The organism is Haliscomenobacter sp. (assembly GCF_033763495.1).
GTDB lineage: Bacteria > Bacteroidota > Bacteroidia > Chitinophagales > Saprospiraceae > Haliscomenobacter.
In genome coordinates, this window is record NZ_JANRKL010000019.1 from 1 (window position 1) to 15,999 (window position 15,999).

17 protein-coding genes are annotated in these 15,999 nt (G+C 48.5%); 11 read left to right on the forward strand and 6 right to left on the reverse strand.

What is annotated here, in order from left to right:
* Positions 1-55 precede the first annotated feature (55 nt).
* The 5 genes from ftsA (at position 56) to SFV55_RS01270 (ending at position 4,820) form a co-directional block, all read left to right on the forward strand.
* Positions 56-1,423 (forward strand): cell division protein FtsA, encoded by a 1,368-nt coding sequence (gene ftsA / locus SFV55_RS01250; RefSeq protein WP_320027627.1) that lies wholly within the window; start codon positions 56-58, stop codon positions 1,421-1,423.
* A 43-nt stretch (positions 1,424-1,466) separates the two neighbouring features.
* Positions 1,467-2,927, forward strand: a complete 1,461-nt coding sequence (gene ftsZ / locus SFV55_RS01255; RefSeq protein WP_320027628.1) for a cell division protein FtsZ — start codon at positions 1,467-1,469, stop codon at positions 2,925-2,927.
* A gap of 158 nt (positions 2,928-3,085) precedes the next feature.
* Positions 3,086-3,628, forward strand: a complete 543-nt coding sequence (locus SFV55_RS01260) for a hypothetical protein (protein WP_320027629.1) — start codon at positions 3,086-3,088, stop codon at positions 3,626-3,628.
* Positions 3,625-4,206, forward strand: a complete 582-nt coding sequence (locus SFV55_RS01265) for a hypothetical protein (RefSeq protein ID WP_320027630.1) — start codon at positions 3,625-3,627, stop codon at positions 4,204-4,206. The genes SFV55_RS01260 and SFV55_RS01265 overlap by 4 nt, the downstream gene beginning before the upstream one ends.
* A 38-nt stretch (positions 4,207-4,244) precedes the next feature.
* Positions 4,245-4,820, forward strand: a complete 576-nt coding sequence (locus SFV55_RS01270) for a hypothetical protein (RefSeq protein WP_320027631.1) — start codon at positions 4,245-4,247, stop codon at positions 4,818-4,820.
* Between the two features lie 38 nt (positions 4,821-4,858).
* Here SFV55_RS01270 and SFV55_RS01275 read toward each other — a convergent pair whose 3' ends face one another.
* On the reverse strand, positions 4,859-5,197 hold the full coding sequence (locus SFV55_RS01275; protein ID WP_320027632.1) for a helix-turn-helix domain-containing protein: 339 nt from the start codon (positions 5,195-5,197) through the stop codon (positions 4,859-4,861).
* A 173-nt stretch (positions 5,198-5,370) separates the two neighbouring features.
* On the opposite strand from SFV55_RS01275, the gene SFV55_RS01280 reads away from it, so the two are divergent.
* The 3 genes from SFV55_RS01280 to SFV55_RS01290 are packed head-to-tail and all read left to right on the forward strand — an operon-like array spanning position 5,371 to position 8,203.
* Positions 5,371-6,882, forward strand: a complete 1,512-nt coding sequence (locus tag SFV55_RS01280; RefSeq protein WP_320027633.1) for an alpha/beta fold hydrolase — start codon at positions 5,371-5,373, stop codon at positions 6,880-6,882.
* Position 6,883: 1 nt separating this feature from the next.
* A complete protein-coding gene (locus SFV55_RS01285; RefSeq protein WP_320027634.1) occupies positions 6,884-7,543 on the forward strand; it encodes a hypothetical protein in 660 nt (219 codons plus the stop codon).
* A gap of 27 nt (positions 7,544-7,570) precedes the next feature.
* On the forward strand, positions 7,571-8,203 hold the full coding sequence (locus tag SFV55_RS01290) for an NADPH-dependent F420 reductase (RefSeq protein ID WP_320027635.1): 633 nt from the start codon (positions 7,571-7,573) through the stop codon (positions 8,201-8,203).
* 94 nt (positions 8,204-8,297) lie between these two features.
* On the opposite strand, the gene SFV55_RS01295 is transcribed toward SFV55_RS01290, so the two are convergent.
* Together SFV55_RS01295 and SFV55_RS01300 are read right to left on the reverse strand one after the other, a co-directional pair.
* Positions 8,298-9,257 (reverse strand): electron transfer flavoprotein subunit alpha/FixB family protein, encoded by a 960-nt coding sequence (locus tag SFV55_RS01295; protein ID WP_320027636.1) that lies wholly within the window; start codon positions 9,255-9,257, stop codon positions 8,298-8,300.
* Between the two features lie 17 nt (positions 9,258-9,274).
* Positions 9,275-10,018, reverse strand: a complete 744-nt coding sequence (locus tag SFV55_RS01300; protein ID WP_320027637.1) for an electron transfer flavoprotein subunit beta/FixA family protein — start codon at positions 10,016-10,018, stop codon at positions 9,275-9,277.
* Positions 10,019-10,178: 160 nt separating this feature from the next.
* On the opposite strand from SFV55_RS01300, the gene SFV55_RS01305 reads away from it, so the two are divergent.
* Positions 10,179-10,502: a tetratricopeptide repeat protein gene (locus SFV55_RS01305; protein WP_320027638.1), complete on the forward strand. Its 324-nt coding sequence runs from the start codon at positions 10,179-10,181 to the stop codon at positions 10,500-10,502.
* A 95-nt stretch (positions 10,503-10,597) separates the two neighbouring features.
* On the opposite strand, the gene mcrC is transcribed toward SFV55_RS01305, so the two are convergent.
* The 3 genes from mcrC to SFV55_RS01320 form a co-directional block, all read right to left on the reverse strand.
* Entirely contained in the window at positions 10,598-11,632 is a 1,035-nt protein-coding gene (mcrC, locus tag SFV55_RS01310; RefSeq protein WP_320027639.1) for a 5-methylcytosine-specific restriction endonuclease system specificity protein McrC, read from the reverse strand.
* Entirely contained in the window at positions 11,629-13,350 is a 1,722-nt protein-coding gene (locus SFV55_RS01315) for an AAA family ATPase (RefSeq protein WP_320027640.1), read from the reverse strand. Before SFV55_RS01315 ends, mcrC begins: the two co-directional genes overlap by 4 nt.
* A 210-nt stretch (positions 13,351-13,560) precedes the next feature.
* On the reverse strand, positions 13,561-14,724 hold the full coding sequence (locus SFV55_RS01320; protein WP_320027641.1) for a hypothetical protein: 1,164 nt from the start codon (positions 14,722-14,724) through the stop codon (positions 13,561-13,563).
* 181 nt (positions 14,725-14,905) lie between these two features.
* Between SFV55_RS01320 and SFV55_RS01325 the strand changes: the two genes are divergently transcribed.
* Together SFV55_RS01325 and SFV55_RS01330 are read left to right on the forward strand one after the other, a co-directional pair.
* Complete coding sequence (locus SFV55_RS01325; protein ID WP_320027642.1) at positions 14,906-15,484, forward strand: sigma-70 family RNA polymerase sigma factor; 579 nt, start codon at positions 14,906-14,908, stop codon at positions 15,482-15,484.
* A gap of 46 nt (positions 15,485-15,530) precedes the next feature.
* On the forward strand, positions 15,531-15,980 hold the full coding sequence (locus tag SFV55_RS01330) for a hypothetical protein (protein ID WP_320027643.1): 450 nt from the start codon (positions 15,531-15,533) through the stop codon (positions 15,978-15,980).
* Positions 15,981-15,999 lie beyond the last annotated feature (19 nt).

Here is a 15,999-nt window from a genome sequence, read left to right on the forward strand (position 1 = left end):
CTCCGAACTAACCGCCTACATTCCCATTTTGGTGAAAAGGCCAAATTGAACATTCATGATGGAAACAAATGCTCGCAAATCAGACGTGGTGGTAGCCGTAGACATCGGCACGACCAAAGTATGTGCCATCGCGGGACGTAAGAATCAGCATGGAAAACTAGAAATTTTGGGTGTTGGTAAAGTCAACTCTGAAGGCGTACTGCGCGGAGTGGTCTCCAATATCGAAAAAACCGTTAATGCTATTTCTGAAGCAGTCATCGCCGCACGTAGAGGCGTGAACGCCAATTTCGATTGGGTTCACGTAGGTATTGCCGGCCAGCACATCAAGAGCTTGCAACACCGGGGTATCCTCATGCGCGACAACAATATTGTGGAAATCAGCCAGGAGGACATCGATCGACTGATCGGAGACATGTTCAAACTGGTGTTGCCTCCCGGAGACAAAATCATCCACGTCATTCCACAGGAATACGCGGTAGACAACGAGCAGGGCATCCTCGATCCGATCGGGATGTCGGGCGTTCGTTTGGAAGCCAATTTCCACATCATCACCGGCCAAATCGCTGCCTCTAACAACCTCTATCGTTGCGTGGAAAAATCCGGTTTGCGGGTTGCCAACATGACCCTGGAGCCCATCGCTTCAGCCATGTCCGTGCTCAACGAAGAGGAACGTGAAGCAGGCGTAGCCCTGGTGGATATCGGTGGCGGAACCACCGACATCACCATCTTCCAGGACGGCATCATTCGCCACACGGCAGTGATTCCATTTGGTGGTAACGTGATCACCAAAGACATCAAGGAAGGCTGCACGGTGATGCCTCAACAGGCTGAAAAACTGAAAGTAAAGTTTGGTTCAGCCCTTGCCGACGAAGTATACGACAACCGCATCATTACCATTCCCGGGGTGCGTGGTCGTGACCATAAAGAGATTTCGGAGAAAAACCTGGCCCGGATCATCCAGGCGCGGGTGGAAGAAATCCTCGATTATGTGGTATGGGAAATCCGCCGTTCTGGCTATGAGCGCAAACTCATTGCCGGGATCGTCCTGACGGGCGGTGGCGCATTGCTCAGCCACATCGAAAAACTCTCCGAATACCATACCGGTTTGCCAACCCGGATCGGCTTACCCATCGAGCCACTGGCTCATGGCTACACTGAGCAGTTGAGCAGCCCGATTTACGCTACGGCGATCGGTTTGTTGATGAAGGGCATTGAAGACCGGGAAAAAGGTCGCTTCAATGAACCTGCTACCGAGACGCCAGTCGCGGCAGTAGAAACGCCTAAGGAAAACCTGAGCACGCCTAAAGTGGCCAGTGTTGAGGAAGAAGAAGAATCCCGAACAGCACCCGGAGGACGTTGGATCGATAGCTTATTCAAAAAAACCAAGGAATGGTTCGAAGCTGAACCGGACGCGGATTTATAAACCCAAGAGCATAATCTTAAAAAGCTCGAAAAATATGCAAGGTATGCTTTTCGATATGCCAAAAAATAAAGGCTCCATCATCAAGGTGTTGGGCGTCGGTGGAGGCGGTAGCAATGCCGTCACACACATGTTTAAGCAAGGTATCGTTGGTGTAGATTTTGCCATCTGCAATACCGATGTGCAGGCTATGGAAGCCAGTCCCGTTCCGATTCAGATTCCCTTGGGTACCGAAGGTTTGGGCGCAGGATCACACCCTTCCCGGGGTAAGGAAGCTTGTGAAAGCTCCATCGATGAGGTGCGCAAATACCTGGGTGACGACTGCAAAATGTTGTTCGTAACCGCTGGTATGGGTGGTGGAACCGGTACCGGTGCTGCTCCAATCATTGCCAAAACGGCCCGCGAAATGGGTATCCTCACGGTAGGTATCGTGACTTTGCCCTTCAATTTTGAAGGTCGCCGCCGGGTGATGCAGGGCGTGGAAGGACTGTCGGAGCTGCGCAAAAACGTGGATACGATCATCATCATTTCCAACGATAAACTGCGGCAGATTTATGGCAACTTGTCGGTTTCGGATGCATTCGCCAAAGCGGACAACATCCTGACTACTGCCGCCAAAGGGATCGCCGAAATCATCACGGTTCCTGGTTATGTCAACGTGGACTTCGAAGACGTTCGCACCGTAATGTCCAACTCTGGTATGGCCATCATGGGCACCGCCAGCGCGGAAGGTGACGACCGTGCCCGTCGGGCCGTGGATGAGGCACTGCACTCTCCATTGCTGGAAGAAAACGACATCCGGGGCGCTCGCCACATCCTGCTGAACATCACCTCAGGCCGCAAGGAAGTGACCATGGACGAAATCTTTGAGATCACCGAATTCGTACAAGAGGAAGCGGGTTATGGCACTGACCTAATCTGGGGTAACTGCTTCGATGAGCGCCTGGGCGACAAACTCAGCGTGACCATCATCGCTACTGGCTTCAACGCACCTTCGGTGGATGAAGCAATGCCAGCCAAAGGTGACCAAAAGATCAAGGTATCTTTGGACGATGACGATGTGCGCCAAAAAAAAGACTTGGGCACAGTTCGTTATGGTTTGAAGGAAATCACTGAATCTGAGCCAGATACCCGCAAGGGTCAAAATACCGTGGAGTTCGACAACATCCGCTCCACCATCGAAAAATACCAGCGCAGCAACAAACATGGGTACGATGAGCCTTTTGTAAAAGAGGACCATGACCGGATGGAAGAGGAACGCCGCCGCCGCCAGGAAATGGAACAGCGCCGCAAGGAGCGTTTGCGCAGTGAGATCAATCCACAGAAGTTGAACAATCCACAGATGGTCAACAACATGGAAGGTGAACCTGCCTATCTGCGCCGCGGCATCCACCTCGACGACGTACCCGCTGCCAACGAACAGGCCTTCTCCCGCTGGACCATCAGCGACGATGAAGAACTCGACATCTCCGAACGCAATGCTTTTTTAGACGATAATGTTGACTAGCGTTATTGTGACGTACTAGTCCTTTTCATTTTTTCTTTTTTGTTTTCCATCATGTAAGCGACACTTTTAAAATGCCTGGCAAGGGGAACTTTGCTGGGCATTTTGTTTTTTTGCTTTTCGATTTATTTGGAAATAACTTGAGCAATAATTATTAGCTCGTGAATAAAGAACTGGATTTAGACCAAATCACCACCCTCAACGCCCTCGCCCCCGGCTACGCCACCGCCATGCTCGAAGCCGCCGCTGTATGTATGGATGACCAAAACCATCTATCCGGCACAGTCCTACCCGTCACCATCAACGAACGTGGGGATAAAAACAATATCCAGCTCCATTGGACTTTGGAAATTTCAGAAAATATCCGCAAATCGTACCAAGAACCCAGCCGTACCACCGATTACGGCACCATGTGCATCGCGGTCTTGCTCAGTACCATTTTAGTAAAAAATTGTAGTGCAGTGGAACCAACCATGGGCAATAATGGTTTTGATTTCTACCTCTGTGATGAAGAGGACGAATACAATTTTTACCTGGCGCGTTTGGAAGTGTCGGGTATTCGCAAGGAGAGCAAAACCAATACCGTAGAAAAAAGAGTGGCGATCAAAAAACAACAGACCAAGCGATCGGATAATTCCGGTTTGCCTGCGTATATTTGTGTAACCGAGTTTGGAACACCAAAAGCTTCCTACGTAAAAAAATGACACAAACAGCACGTCAATTGCGCAGCACCCACCGTCAGGCCAACCTCCTGGCCCAGGAAGCTTGGATGGCCAAGGAGAAAGGACAGTTTGATCGTTCTTTAGACTTGTACCAAAAAGCTTACCAACTGGAAAAAGAGGTTGCTCAGGGGTATCTGGAATTGTTGGACGCAGAACCCACCCGCTCCATCATCCTCAAAAGTGCCGCCGTTCTGGCTAAGGAATGCGGCCAGTTGCGCGAAGCCGAAAAGTGGTTGAGCCATGCCCTAAGTGGGAATCCTTCGGAAGAAATTGCCGCAGAATTGCGCGCCTTGTTCAAAGAAATCAACAAAAAGCACCACAAATCCACTGGAACTGCCAAAGTTGAAAAAGGCATCTTGCGCGTGGTAGAAGGGATTTTGGGCATGGTCGACTCCACCAAACACCGCATCGGCGTAGATGCTGCCGATGGCCGGGTGAAAATCCAGGTGCCACAGGAAGCCAACGATATGGTGTTGAAATACATTGACAACCAAGTGAAGGTGACTTACCAGGTGGAAGGTCGTAGGAAATGGTTAAAGCAGATTCAGAAGGCAGGGTGAATAGTGAAAAGTGAATAGCAAAAATTAAACTCCACCATATGATCTCCTCCATCCTTTTTCCTATCATCCTGTTCTTTTATGCCAATCCAACACAAAAAAAGCCCCTTATTCCCGACCCCGAATTCCTCACCATCACCATCGACGGTGTCACCTGGACTGCCGAAGATGTACACGTCCCTATCCCTGGCAGCAAATGCCTGGATAGCACCTGCCAACAGGTACTTTATTCCTGGAAAGAAGCCAAACAACTGGACGAACAGCTAACTGGCTGGCGCTTGCCGACCTGGAAAGATTGGCGCAAACTGGAACGCCACTTTGGTTCTGGCCTGGTGGAAGAACATGGCTTGGTGAGGGTAGGAAAAGAAGTCAAAGCAGGCTTGAACATCACCTCATTCCCTGGCGTGTATTCAGAAGGACAGCTTGGTCAGGTGGGCGAGGAAAATGCATACTGGGTGAAACCTGCTACAGAGGTAGTGGAAGCAGATGGTAGTGTCCAAATTTTCCAAAAGCATTTTTATGGTCCAAAATCAGAAAAGAAGGATCAAATTTGGCCTTTTATCTCTGATGCGGAAAGTAATCTTAAATGCTCGGTTCGGCTAATTAAAGTAGAATAGATTTGAATGGGTTTGATAATCAGAATCGAATCTAATAATTACCCCTCCGCCTCCTTCATCAACCCCAGCCCATACTCCCTGATCCGTGTAATCAGCTCAATACTCCCTTTGCCTTTTTCCGTCAAACTATATTCCGTTTTTGGAGGCACCACCGCGTACACCTTCCGGTCGATGTAGCCATCTTCCTCCAACTCCCGCAATTGAGAGGTCAACATTTTATCCGAAATATGGGGAATGTCGCGGCGCAGTTCACTGTAGCGCAAGGTATTGAATTGTAGGCGCCAGAGGATGGGCATTTTCCACACCCCACCCAGTTGCTCCATCACCAATTGTACCGGATTATAATACACTTTTCCTTTGTAAATAAAATCTGGCATGCTGAAAGGATTGGTATTGGGGCAAAAATAAGCACTTATTTTTTATCGCCCTTCGATTCGTCCATACTTACCAAAAAGTGTGTATCGCACTTTTGGGTTAAACACTTTACAAAGGTAGGTATAAGCTGGAATTTTGTGGAGACTTTTTAACCCACTAGACAAATTCCGAATCAATGAAAAAGATCATCCTTGTTGTTTTTGCCTCACTATTCCTGATTCCAAGCTTTGCCCAACACAATGCCGGAAACAATGGCAAAGTGTTGATGATTGCCTCCAACCCCTCGGTGAGCAAACAAACTGGCTGGCCCATCGGCGTGTGGTACGCCGAGTTGGCGCACCCGTACTGGGTATTTAGCGAAGCCGGATACAGCGTTGATATTGCCTCCCCGGAAGGTGGCGAAATCAAATTTGACGGATTCAGCGATCCCGAAGACCCCAGCCAATACGCAGCCTTTGATTACGTTTCACTGGGTTTTAAAAAAGACCCCGCTAAAATGGCTTTGACCAAAAACACCCTCAAATTGTCTACGGTCAATCCACAAGATTACAAAGCCATCTTTGTATGTGGTGGGCAGGGGCCGATGTATACTTTTTACGAAAACACCGAGCTGCACCAGTTTTTTGTCAATTTTTACCAAACTGGCAAACCCACGGCGGCCATTTGCCACGGCACCTGTATTTTAATCAAAGCCAAATTGCCCAATGGCAAGTACCTGGTGGAAGGCAAACGGTGGACGGGTTTTGCCTCCAGCGAAGAACAATACGCCGACAACTACGTAGGCCAACAAATCCAGCCCTTCCGCATCGAAGACCTGGCGCGCAAAATGCCCAACAGCAAGTACGAGTGTGGGGCACCCTTTTCCGCCTATGCAGTTAAAGACGGCAACCTGATCACCGGCCAGCAACAAAATAGTGGCGAGGCTGCGGCCAAACTGGTGCTCAAAGCCCTGGAGGAAGACAAAAAACGCTATCCCACCTATGTTCTGGTTCATGGGGCCTGGGCCGATGAAAGCGCCTGGGGTTTTGTCCGCAATGACCTGGCCAAACGCGCCAATGTGGTGGTAGTCAATTTGCCTGCACACGGCATTGACCTGACTCCTGCCAACCAGGTTTCCCTGGCTGCTTACGTCAAAACCGTCAGCAACGCCATCAATGCCCAAACGGGTAAAGTGATTTTGGTGGCCCATAGCATGGCGGGGATAGTGGCTTCGCAGGTTGCTGAAAATTTGACCGCTAAAATTGACAAGATCATCTACGTCAGCGCATACCTGCCCCGCAATGGTGAAGATTTGTTGACTTTGTCCAAAAAGGATTCAGAAAGCAAAGTAGGAGGCGCGCTGGAATTCAACGCAAATTATTCAGCGGCGAGCATCAAAAAAGACCTGATTGCCCCTGCTGTATGCGCCGATTGTCCCGATTTTATGAAAGAAGCACTGGTCAAATACCACAAAGCGGAACCTGCCAAACCACTGGGTGAAAAGGTTGTTTTGACGGCCAAAAACTTTGGCGCGGTGCCCAAATATTACATCCACACCAGCAAGGACGCCGCCGTGGGCTACGAACTGCAACAACAAATGGTGAAGGCCAATGGAAGCATCAAAAAGACCTTCACCATGGCCACTTCCCACTTGCCTTTTGTGGTCAATCCGGGCGAATTTTTGGGCATTCTCACCAGCATCAATTAAGATGAAATACCTGAAATCTTTAAGTTTGGCATTGGTGTTGTTCCTGATCGGGAGCAATGCCAGTGCCCAAATCCCGGTGGAAATTTTACTCGGGCATGAAAAGACCAGCTTCGACTTGATGTTTTTTAAATACCTCAAGAAGCACGATGGCAACAACTCCCGGGTTTTGTTTTTCAACCGCAACCGCGCCAGCGTCGATTACCGCCAAACTTCCAGCGCATACTTGCCCCAGTTTGGGTTTACCGAAGCCCTATCTTACAACCATCCGGACTGGAAGGGCTTTGCTCCGGTAGTGGTGGCGCAGTTACTCAATCGGGGGATTTATCCCAAAGCGGGCCTGCAGTACGCCAAACTGGCCAAAGATTTTACATTCTTCAGCTGGGTGGTAGCCGAGTTACAGACGGAGCCGAATGTTGACTTTTTTGTGCTGACCCGCTATACACCGCCACTTTCGGAACGCTTACATTTGTATACCCAGCTGGAATTGGTCAATGCTTTTCCGGCGGTGGAAAACAAAACATTTAGCCTGATTCAACGGTTTAGACTTGGGCTAAAAGCAAAGGATTGGCAGTACGGCCTGGGGGCGGACTTCAGTCAAAACGGCCGAAATACCTGGACCAATACGGACAACCTTGGCCTCTTTTTGCGCCATGAATTTTAATCAAACAGCTTCTAAAAGACGTAGCATATGACCCTCGCATTCATCGGCATCGGCAATGTAGGTTTTGCCCTCGCCAACCGACTCCAACACCACGGCCACCAAATCATCATCGCCCATCCGGACGGCAACTCGGATAGCGTCCGCGAGGCACTGGCGCATAACCCTCATTGGCCGGTTCAGCCCCTGCAGGTGGCCATCGATGCAGCCGACGTAGTGTTTGTGGCTACCCCCTTCAAGGCCGTCTCGGAATTACTGAGTGGATTGCAGTTCAAGGGAAAAACGCTCATCGATTGCACGAACCCCGTCGGTCCTGGCGTTTCCCACGGCCTCAAGAGTGAACGTTCAGGCGCGGAAGTCGTTCAGGAATTGGCACCCGATGCCCATGTGGTCAAGGCCTACACGATCTATGGCTACGAGAACCTGGAGAACAGCAGTTTCCCCGAGTACGCTATAAAAACCGCCATGTTTATTTGTGGAAATGATGCTGACGCGAAAGCCCAAGTCACCCAGCTCAATACTGACTTGGGTTTCGAAACCCTCGACACGGGTGCATTAAGTCAGGCCCTGCACCTGGAGCACATGACCCTGTTGTGGGTGAAAATGGTAAGGATGGGTGGGAAGTCGCCGAGGATGGTGTGGAGCGTTTTGAAGGAAAGATGAGAGATGAAAGATGAAATAGGCTACCGCAGAGATTTAGACAAGGTCATCGTCAAAAACGCTGCGGTAGCCTCTTTCATCTCTCATCTTTCATCTCTCATTCCGCTGCTTTAAATTGCTTAAACGCCTCCGTCAACTTGGGCACCACTTCAAAAAGGTCGCCTACCACGCCGTAGTCAGCAGCCTTGAAGAACGGAGCTTCGGGGTCTTTGTTGATGACCACGATGGTTTTAGAGTTGTTGACCCCGGCAAGGTGCTGGATGGCACCGGAAATGCCGATGGCGATGTAGAGGTTGGGGCGGATGGCGATTCCGGTTTGGCCCACGTGTTCGTGGTGAGGACGCCAGTGTACGTCGGCAACCGGGCGAGAGCAAGCGGTGGTAGCGCCCAGCACATTGGCCAGGTCTTCCACGATGCCCCAGTTTTCCGGGCCTTTCATACCTCGACCTGCGGATACGACCAGTTCTGCTTCTGGCAGTGGCACAATGCCTTCGATGCGACTGACCGATTTTACCTTTACGCGGCTAGCAGGTACGGCAATCGCGAGGGCTTCAACCGGGGCGGCACTGCCTACTACAGCAGGTTGCAGGGAGTTACCCATTACCGACAAGACCTTCACCTCCGATTTGATCTCGTACTCGGCAATGGCTTTGCCAGAGAATACTCCTTTTTTCACTTTGAAACCACCATCAGTTGTTGGCACGCTATTGACACCGGCTACCGAACCTGCGCTCAGACGTGCGGCCAAACGGCCATGGATCGACTTCCCAGTGGAGGAGTGGCTCAACACGATCACCTTAGCACCTGCCTGTTGGCTGGCCTCGGCGATAACCTTGGCATAAACCTGGCTGTCAAATTGATCGAGCGCCGCATCAGCAACGTGCAATACCTTGCTCGCACCGTACAAACCTAGATCAGCTGCATTGTGGGCCGTACCCAGGGCCAAGGCTATACATTCAGTGCCGAGCACCTGAGCCGTTTTATATCCGTAAGTCACCGCTTCGAAGGCGGCTTTTTTGAAATTTCCTTTTTGGCTTTCAGCAAATACGAGAACCATCTTTTTATATTTTTAAGTTAAATAACTTTCGCTTCCTCATGCAGGAGTTTCACCAACTCTTCCATGTTTTCGGGGGCAATCATTTTTACTGCCGACTTGGCTGGTGGCAAGGTGTATTGGACCGTTACCGCCTTGTCTTCAAAAGCAGCGGAAGCCACTACTTTCAAGGCTTTGGATTTGGCCATCATGATGCCTTTCATGTTGGGAATGCGCTGTTCAGCCAGGCCTTTGGCAGCACTCAGCACAAAAGGAATGTCCACTTCTACTTCTTCTACTCCACCTTCGATGTCGCGCTGGATCGTTGCCGTTTTGCCATCGCTGGTGTCCAGTTTGCTGGCGTAAGACACGAAGGGCAAATCCAGGTATTCCGCAATCATGGCACCAATTTCGGAGCCATTGTAATCGATGGTTTCTTTGCCCACCAGAATCAGGTCGTAATTTTCCGCACGGGCATATTCCGCAATTTGGAAAGCTACATTCAGGGCGCTGGGTGGGTTCATGTCGATGCGTACGGCATCGTCGGCACCAATGGCCAAACCCTTGCGGATGACCTGGTCATTGTCGGCAGGGCCAACGTTGATCAGGGTAACGGTTCCACCCAGGGCTTCCTTCAGTTCAAGTGCACGTACCAGGGCATACCACTCATCGTAGGGGTTCATGATGTACTGTACCCCATTGCTGTCCAGCTCAGTGTTGCTGGCGTTAAAAGCGATTTTGGTGGTGGTGTCGGGCGTTTTGCTCACGCAGACCAGTATTTTCATCGAATACGTATTTTTGGCAAAAATGAAGTTTTATTTTAGCTTTGGCAAAGATATGGATTTCGATAGCAAAGCCGAAACTAATTTAGCGAAAATTCGCTAAATTCTCTTTTGTAACTTTTTTAAGGGGCAAAAAGTTCACCCTAATAACAAATCAGTGTTTATGTCCAGTAATCGTTTACTTCAACTGTTGGAAATGCAGGAGTCCGATCCGGCAGATACTTTTGTACTGTTTGCGTTGGCCAAAGAGTACGAAGGACTGGAAGATGACTCCGAGGCATTGCACTACTACCAGCAATTGCTGGAGAAAGACCCTCAATATGTTGGTGCTTTTTATCACCTCGCCAAGTTGTACGAGCGGCAGGAAGCCTTGTTGGAAGCGGTTTCGACCTATGAAAAAGGCATCGCAGTGGCCAAAGCTGTCAGTGATCAACATGCCTTGGCGGAATTGCAGTCGGCGAAGTTGAATTTGGAATTGGAACTTTGATTTTTTGAACCACCTTAGAAACCTCAGGCACCTGAGGCAGACTCAAGAAGAATAAGCCTGAGGTTTTCTTAAGTGTCTGAGGATTCTAAGGTGGTTCAAAAAATAAGCCCCCACAACTCCTCGTGAATCTCCCTCCAGTGCGCATTCAAATTCACACTGCGAATTAAAATATCGTGGGCTCCAAAACGGTAGTCAAGCCTGATTGGCTGATCCGTTTGTGGGTAAATGAGCATTCCCGTAGCCACACGCGAACGTTCGTCGCGTTGCTCCTGATTGAGCAAATAGCTGTACAATTGGTAGAGGTTGCTGGAAAAAAGTTTGTCCACTTCAAAGCGGCTTCCACCCAGCGGCTGCCGATAATATTTTGCGTCGATGATGATTTTTCGATTTGCACTTTCCAGCGTGACATCCGTTTCCATAATGGGCAGGTAATTCAAATGTTGCGGATCCTGAGGGGCTTCCCACTGCCAGCGAATTTGCTCGCGTCGCACCCAATATTCCTGTTGTTCTTTTTGGTAAAAACGAAAGAGGAAAGATTCAAACACCCGGTTCATCTTGCGGTCGTCACGACGAAAATCGACAAATTTGAACTGGCCTACCGTTTCCGTTGGCAGCAGATTTTCGGCCACGATGCGGCAAATGTGCAGCAGGAAATGGTACAAACGTTGATCGCGTCGCAGCTGCACCTGTTGAAAAGCACGAGGCGTCAGGGTGATGCGCTTCAAGGGTGGAAACATCCGCTGCAATTGTTGCAACTCGGCTTTGAGGCCTTTATCTACTGAGGGCGTTTGTAACAAATGTTGTACCGTCGCTGCCAGAATTTGATTGGCGGGGGTATCGGCGCTGTATTCATCAAATTCGCAAATGCTGCGCCGGTGCCAGAGTTGTTGGGTTTTTAGGGTGGCGCTCAAGTTTAGTTTCCCTTTGATGCCCTCTACCACCTGTTCGAGCTCTTGATAATCGTGATCCAGCCCCCGCTTGAACAATACCCTCAGGCCATTGATCAACACCTTGGCAAACAAATCGGGCAGGTTTTTGAATTGCTCAATTTGGATATTGACCCGTTCGGCTTCATCCAGGGTATTCCAGGCATAACAGAGCAGATAATACAAGTTTTGAATGGGGATCATGGCCGGGCAATTTCCAGGTTTTGGAAAACTTTATCCACCCGCTCCGGTTGATCAAACCACATTTCCTCCAGCATGGGCCGAATCTCATAGCGCAACAAATCCTGATACCACTGCCATTCATCCAGGGCCGGATTGTAAGTACAAAAATAGCTGTGCCCCAGGCGAAAATCCTTGCCAAGGTTGGGGTCACGGGCAATTTCTTCGTTTAGTCGCGGGATTTGTTGGGCAATAAACTGGGCCAGCGTTGCCGAAATCCCCTGTTTTTGCAAATGATCTACAAAACTTTGATCATAACAAGGTTCGATATCGATGAAGGCAAAACGCCGCCGCAATGCATAGTCGATGATCGCCAGCGAACGGTCGGCGGTGTTCATGGTGCCGATCAGGTACAAATTGGGGGGTACAAAAAAATCGGGATCGGTGGCCTGGCTGTAGGTGAGGCGTACGGCGTAGGTTTCGGCGCGTTTATCGGCTTCGATCAACTGGAGTAGCTCACCCAAAATTTTACTCAGGTTGCCGCGATTGATTTCATCAATGATCAAAAAATAGGCTTTGTCTGGATGTTCATGTGCCACTTGACACAATTGGTAAAAGACCCCGTTGCGCAATTCAAAGCCACCGTTTGGGGCAGGCCGCAAACCTTGCACAAAATCCTCGTAGCTATAAGATTGGTGAAATTGAAGCCGCTGAATTTGCGCACTGTTTTTAAAACCCATCAATCCATAGGCCAGTTTGGTGGCCAAGAAGGTTTTACCCACTCCCGGTGGCCCTTGCAAAATGACGTTGCGTTTGCGCTTCAACAAATGCATCAGACGCACAAATTGCTCGGTGGGGATAAAGGGGCGATCAGGGTCGTCCTCGTAGCGATAGCGGGGGGCAAAAATGGGCTCTTCGGGCTCGCGCACTACCGCCGAGGTAGAATCTTCAAGGTTTGAATAAGTTACAGCGCTTTTACCCTTTGGTTGATCAAGCGCCAGCTTCAATATTTTATCATTTAACTCAAGGACTTCGGTTTTTATTTTTTCAAAAGTAGCCTTGATTTCGGCATAGGATTGCACGACCCAAAGCTGGTTTTCTACCATTTTATCCAGGCTCAGTTTTGCAGGAGCCATTTTGCCCGCGGTGCTGATCTGGCCGATTTTTAACAAAAACTGATTGGATTTTAGGTGCCCTTGGGGGATATCCAGGTGGATACTCACACTAGCCGTACTACTTCCAAATGGGGAACTGGAGCGAAAATCACCAATTTTAACGGCGTACTTTTTTAAATGCAAATCAGCAATAAGCTGTTCACCAATTCTTTCAAGAAAGGCCCGGGTTTTCTTTTGAACCTCACCTTCAAAAAGCAAGGGCAAAAAGATACTGAACGGCTTTTGGTAACCTTGAAAAGGATCGCGATTTCCCAAGGGATAAACGTCGAGTTGGTCCAGGGTATCTGCGTCCAGGTGTGCAAAGTAGCTGCGGTTTTTTTGCCGAATGCGTTGTTTGATTTCTTCAACTTTCGCGGCATCAATTTTTTGCTGTTCCGCCAGTTGTCGCAAGCATTCCATGCGCAAAAGCTGGATGGGTTGGAAAGACAGCTGCTGGTATTTCTTGAGTAAATTTTGTACTACTAGCTGATCCAGCTGCCCCAGGTGTGCATACAATTGCGCTGGATCTTCGGAGAATTGATGGTATTGTTGAGCGAGTTGTTGAAGGTATTCAAATTCGGCCTGCATGATTCTTCTGTGTAGTGGGAAAGGTAAATAAAAATGGGTTAAAATAAAAAGAGCCACCGAAATTGCTTCGGCGGCCCATATACATTCAAGCTCAATATGTGTCGAATTGGATAAACTGGGGATCCTGTTTTAAGTTGGTTTTTGGGGTGATTACGTTTACTAAACTTCAAAAGTTTAGTAAACGTAGATCCTCACCATTATTCGCATTCCTTATTTGCAATTGGCCAATAACTTCCGCAAATCTTCCTTGTCTTTCAGCACTACCGTTCTGCCATTTTTGGTTTTCACCCGGTAGGGGAAGACAAATTCTGGACGATCAGTAGACAATGGGTTGTTTTTCACCCAACGCTCGATCAAATCACGGAAAGCGTCAGCAGAGCGGATTTCTACCACCACACCACTAGGCAGTTTTACTTTGGCCGGGAAAATAACGTCAAAGCAAGGAGTGGGATCAATGCCACATTTGGCATTGGCTTTACGCAGGTCTTCAGGCGTTGCAATCACTGCTTGGGTACTGTCGCGATAAACAATGCTAAAAGGAATTTTTACAATCGTTACGCCACTAGCTGCAGGGTGTGCCCTGCGCCAAGCCAGTGTTTGTTTGGCAAAATCTTCGGCATCTTTTGCTACTGCCGTGCTACCATCAGGATGCTGAATGGTGTCCGGGAAAACGATGCGGAAACATGGGCGAGGATCTGGGCCTGGACGATCAGGACCTGGGCGATCGGGGCCAGGCTTACATTCCGCCAGAATTTTCCGCAAATCTTCCACACCATTCAACGTAACCTTGGTACCATCTCCTTTTTCGATTTCATAAGGGAAGATGATTTCAGGATGTTTGTCTGGATCTGGGTTGTTTTCACGCCATCTTTTCAACAGGGTTGCGAATTCCTCAGGATTGTTAATGGTTACAATGTTGCCATTGGGCATTTTTACCTTCACTGGGAAAATCACTTTGTAACAAACGCTCGGTTTGGGACGATCTGGTAAACAAGATTCAATCAGTTTCTTCAGCTCTTCTGGGCTGTTAAGTGTAGTGTTTGAACCATCAGCAAGGGTTACATCAATTGGGAAAATGATTTTGGGACGGCCATTTACGCTTGCGTTTTTCCAACGCTCGATGAAGTGTTTGTGTTCGCGTTCGCCCTTGATTTCCAGGGTGTCACCATTGGGCAATTCCACACTAATGGGGAACACGAATTCAAAACAACAACGGGTGGTGTCACGAGGACCGCGTGGGCCCTGACCAAGTAATGGATCACCAAGGGTGAAGTTGTCTTCACTCACAACAAGGTCATCTTTCTGGCAGGCAGTGAACAGCATGGCGGCTAAAAGGGCAAACACCGTGCTGATTTTCAAAATGGACTTTAACATGGTTTTTGAAATTTTTGGGTTAAGAATGCTTAGAATACCTTAGTAAGCCGAGGTTTTTTATCTTGTACTCAGTTTTTTGAAAAAAAATTTGAAAAATTGTGGGCTGAACAAAAGTTAAGATTTTTAAATGCGTTTGTTTTTCAATTTTCACCAGGATTCGTCCTGTTCAATTTTTTTCTAGATGTCGGATTTAGAGCGTTGGCAAGCATTAAAAGATGGTGATAAACAGGCCTTGGAACACATTTACCGCGACCATGCTGCGGTACTGTTTAAATATGGCCGCAAGTTTATGCCGGATGCTCAGTTGGTCGAAGACTGCATTCAGGATTTATTTATTGAACTGTGGGATGCTCGTCAGCGGATTTCAGCCACCGATTCTATTCGCAAGTACTTATTCGTTTCCCTCCGCCGCAAAATTGTCAAAACCCTGGATCGGCAAGTGAAAAAAATTGCCTCCGAAGAACCCGAAGAGCGCCATTTTCAGGCTGATTTTGGGATCGATCAATTGTTGATTCAACATGAAATGGATGCTGAACGCGAGTCCAAACTGAAAGCAGCCATGGCTGCCCTTAGCGAACGCCAACGTGAAGTGTTGTACCTGAAATATTTTGCCGATATGGATTACAACCAGATTGGCGAGATCATGGAATTGAACTATCAATCTGCCCGAAATTTGTCGCATAGAGCCCTCGAATCGCTGCGGCAAATCCTTTTGGTGATTTTTATTGTCTGGTTGTGTAATTTTTTTGGCTTGATCTGAGTACATAAATGAAATTGCTGGCTTATCCCAGTAAAATGGAGAATCAATGCACAAGCTCATCATATGGTCATTGTTATTGACTGCAATTTTTTCTTGTACCAAAGATGAAACTTTTATAGTGGATTCTGCGCTACAACCCCTTTTTGATGATTTTGCTACTGAAGCCCAAGCACGAGGACTAAGCCTGAACATGACCCAGTATAGTGGGATTTTTATGGAACTGGAAGAAGCCAATGTGGCAGCCAAATGTCAAACGATCTCCAACGGCACCAAAAGAGTGGTCGTTGATCAAAGCTTTTGGAATTCGGCCAGTGCCCTACAACGAGAAATGGTGGTTTTTCACGAATTGGGACATTGTGTGCTCAATCGTGCCCACCTAGATGACGCCCGTACCGATGGCGCTTGTGTCAGTATGATGCAGAGTGGACTCGGTCTTTGCAAAATGAGTTATACGAACCAGACAAGAAGTGCTTATTTAGATGAGTTGTTCAAATAATGTTTTATCAATCGCAGCG

Bases quoted from the DNA above. Each gene is read 5' to 3' on its own strand.
- ftsA (WP_320027627.1), top strand. From the start codon at position 56: ATGATGGAAACAAATGCTCGCAAATCAGACGTGGTGGTAGCCGTAGAC.
- ftsZ (WP_320027628.1), top strand. From the start codon at position 1,467: ATGCTTTTCGATATGCCAAAAAATAAAGGCTCCATCATCAAGGTGTTG.
- SFV55_RS01265 (WP_320027630.1), top strand. From the start codon at position 3,625: ATGACACAAACAGCACGTCAATTGCGCAGCACCCACCGTCAGGCCAAC.
- SFV55_RS01270 (WP_320027631.1), top strand. From the start codon at position 4,245: ATGATCTCCTCCATCCTTTTTCCTATCATCCTGTTCTTTTATGCCAAT.
- SFV55_RS01275 (WP_320027632.1), bottom strand. From the start codon at position 5,197: ATGCCAGATTTTATTTACAAAGGAAAAGTGTATTATAATCCGGTACAA.
- SFV55_RS01280 (WP_320027633.1), top strand. From the start codon at position 5,371: ATGAAAAAGATCATCCTTGTTGTTTTTGCCTCACTATTCCTGATTCCA.
- SFV55_RS01285 (WP_320027634.1), top strand. From the start codon at position 6,884: ATGAAATACCTGAAATCTTTAAGTTTGGCATTGGTGTTGTTCCTGATC.
- SFV55_RS01290 (WP_320027635.1), top strand. From the start codon at position 7,571: ATGACCCTCGCATTCATCGGCATCGGCAATGTAGGTTTTGCCCTCGCC.
- SFV55_RS01295 (WP_320027636.1), bottom strand. From the start codon at position 9,257: ATGGTTCTCGTATTTGCTGAAAGCCAAAAAGGAAATTTCAAAAAAGCC.
- SFV55_RS01300 (WP_320027637.1), bottom strand. From the start codon at position 10,018: ATGAAAATACTGGTCTGCGTGAGCAAAACGCCCGACACCACCACCAAA.
- SFV55_RS01305 (WP_320027638.1), top strand. From the start codon at position 10,179: ATGTCCAGTAATCGTTTACTTCAACTGTTGGAAATGCAGGAGTCCGAT.
- mcrC (WP_320027639.1), bottom strand. From the start codon at position 11,632: ATGATCCCCATTCAAAACTTGTATTATCTGCTCTGTTATGCCTGGAAT.
- SFV55_RS01315 (WP_320027640.1), bottom strand. From the start codon at position 13,350: ATGCAGGCCGAATTTGAATACCTTCAACAACTCGCTCAACAATACCAT.
- SFV55_RS01320 (WP_320027641.1), bottom strand. From the start codon at position 14,724: ATGTTAAAGTCCATTTTGAAAATCAGCACGGTGTTTGCCCTTTTAGCC.
- SFV55_RS01325 (WP_320027642.1), top strand. From the start codon at position 14,906: ATGTCGGATTTAGAGCGTTGGCAAGCATTAAAAGATGGTGATAAACAG.
- SFV55_RS01330 (WP_320027643.1), top strand. From the start codon at position 15,531: ATGCACAAGCTCATCATATGGTCATTGTTATTGACTGCAATTTTTTCT.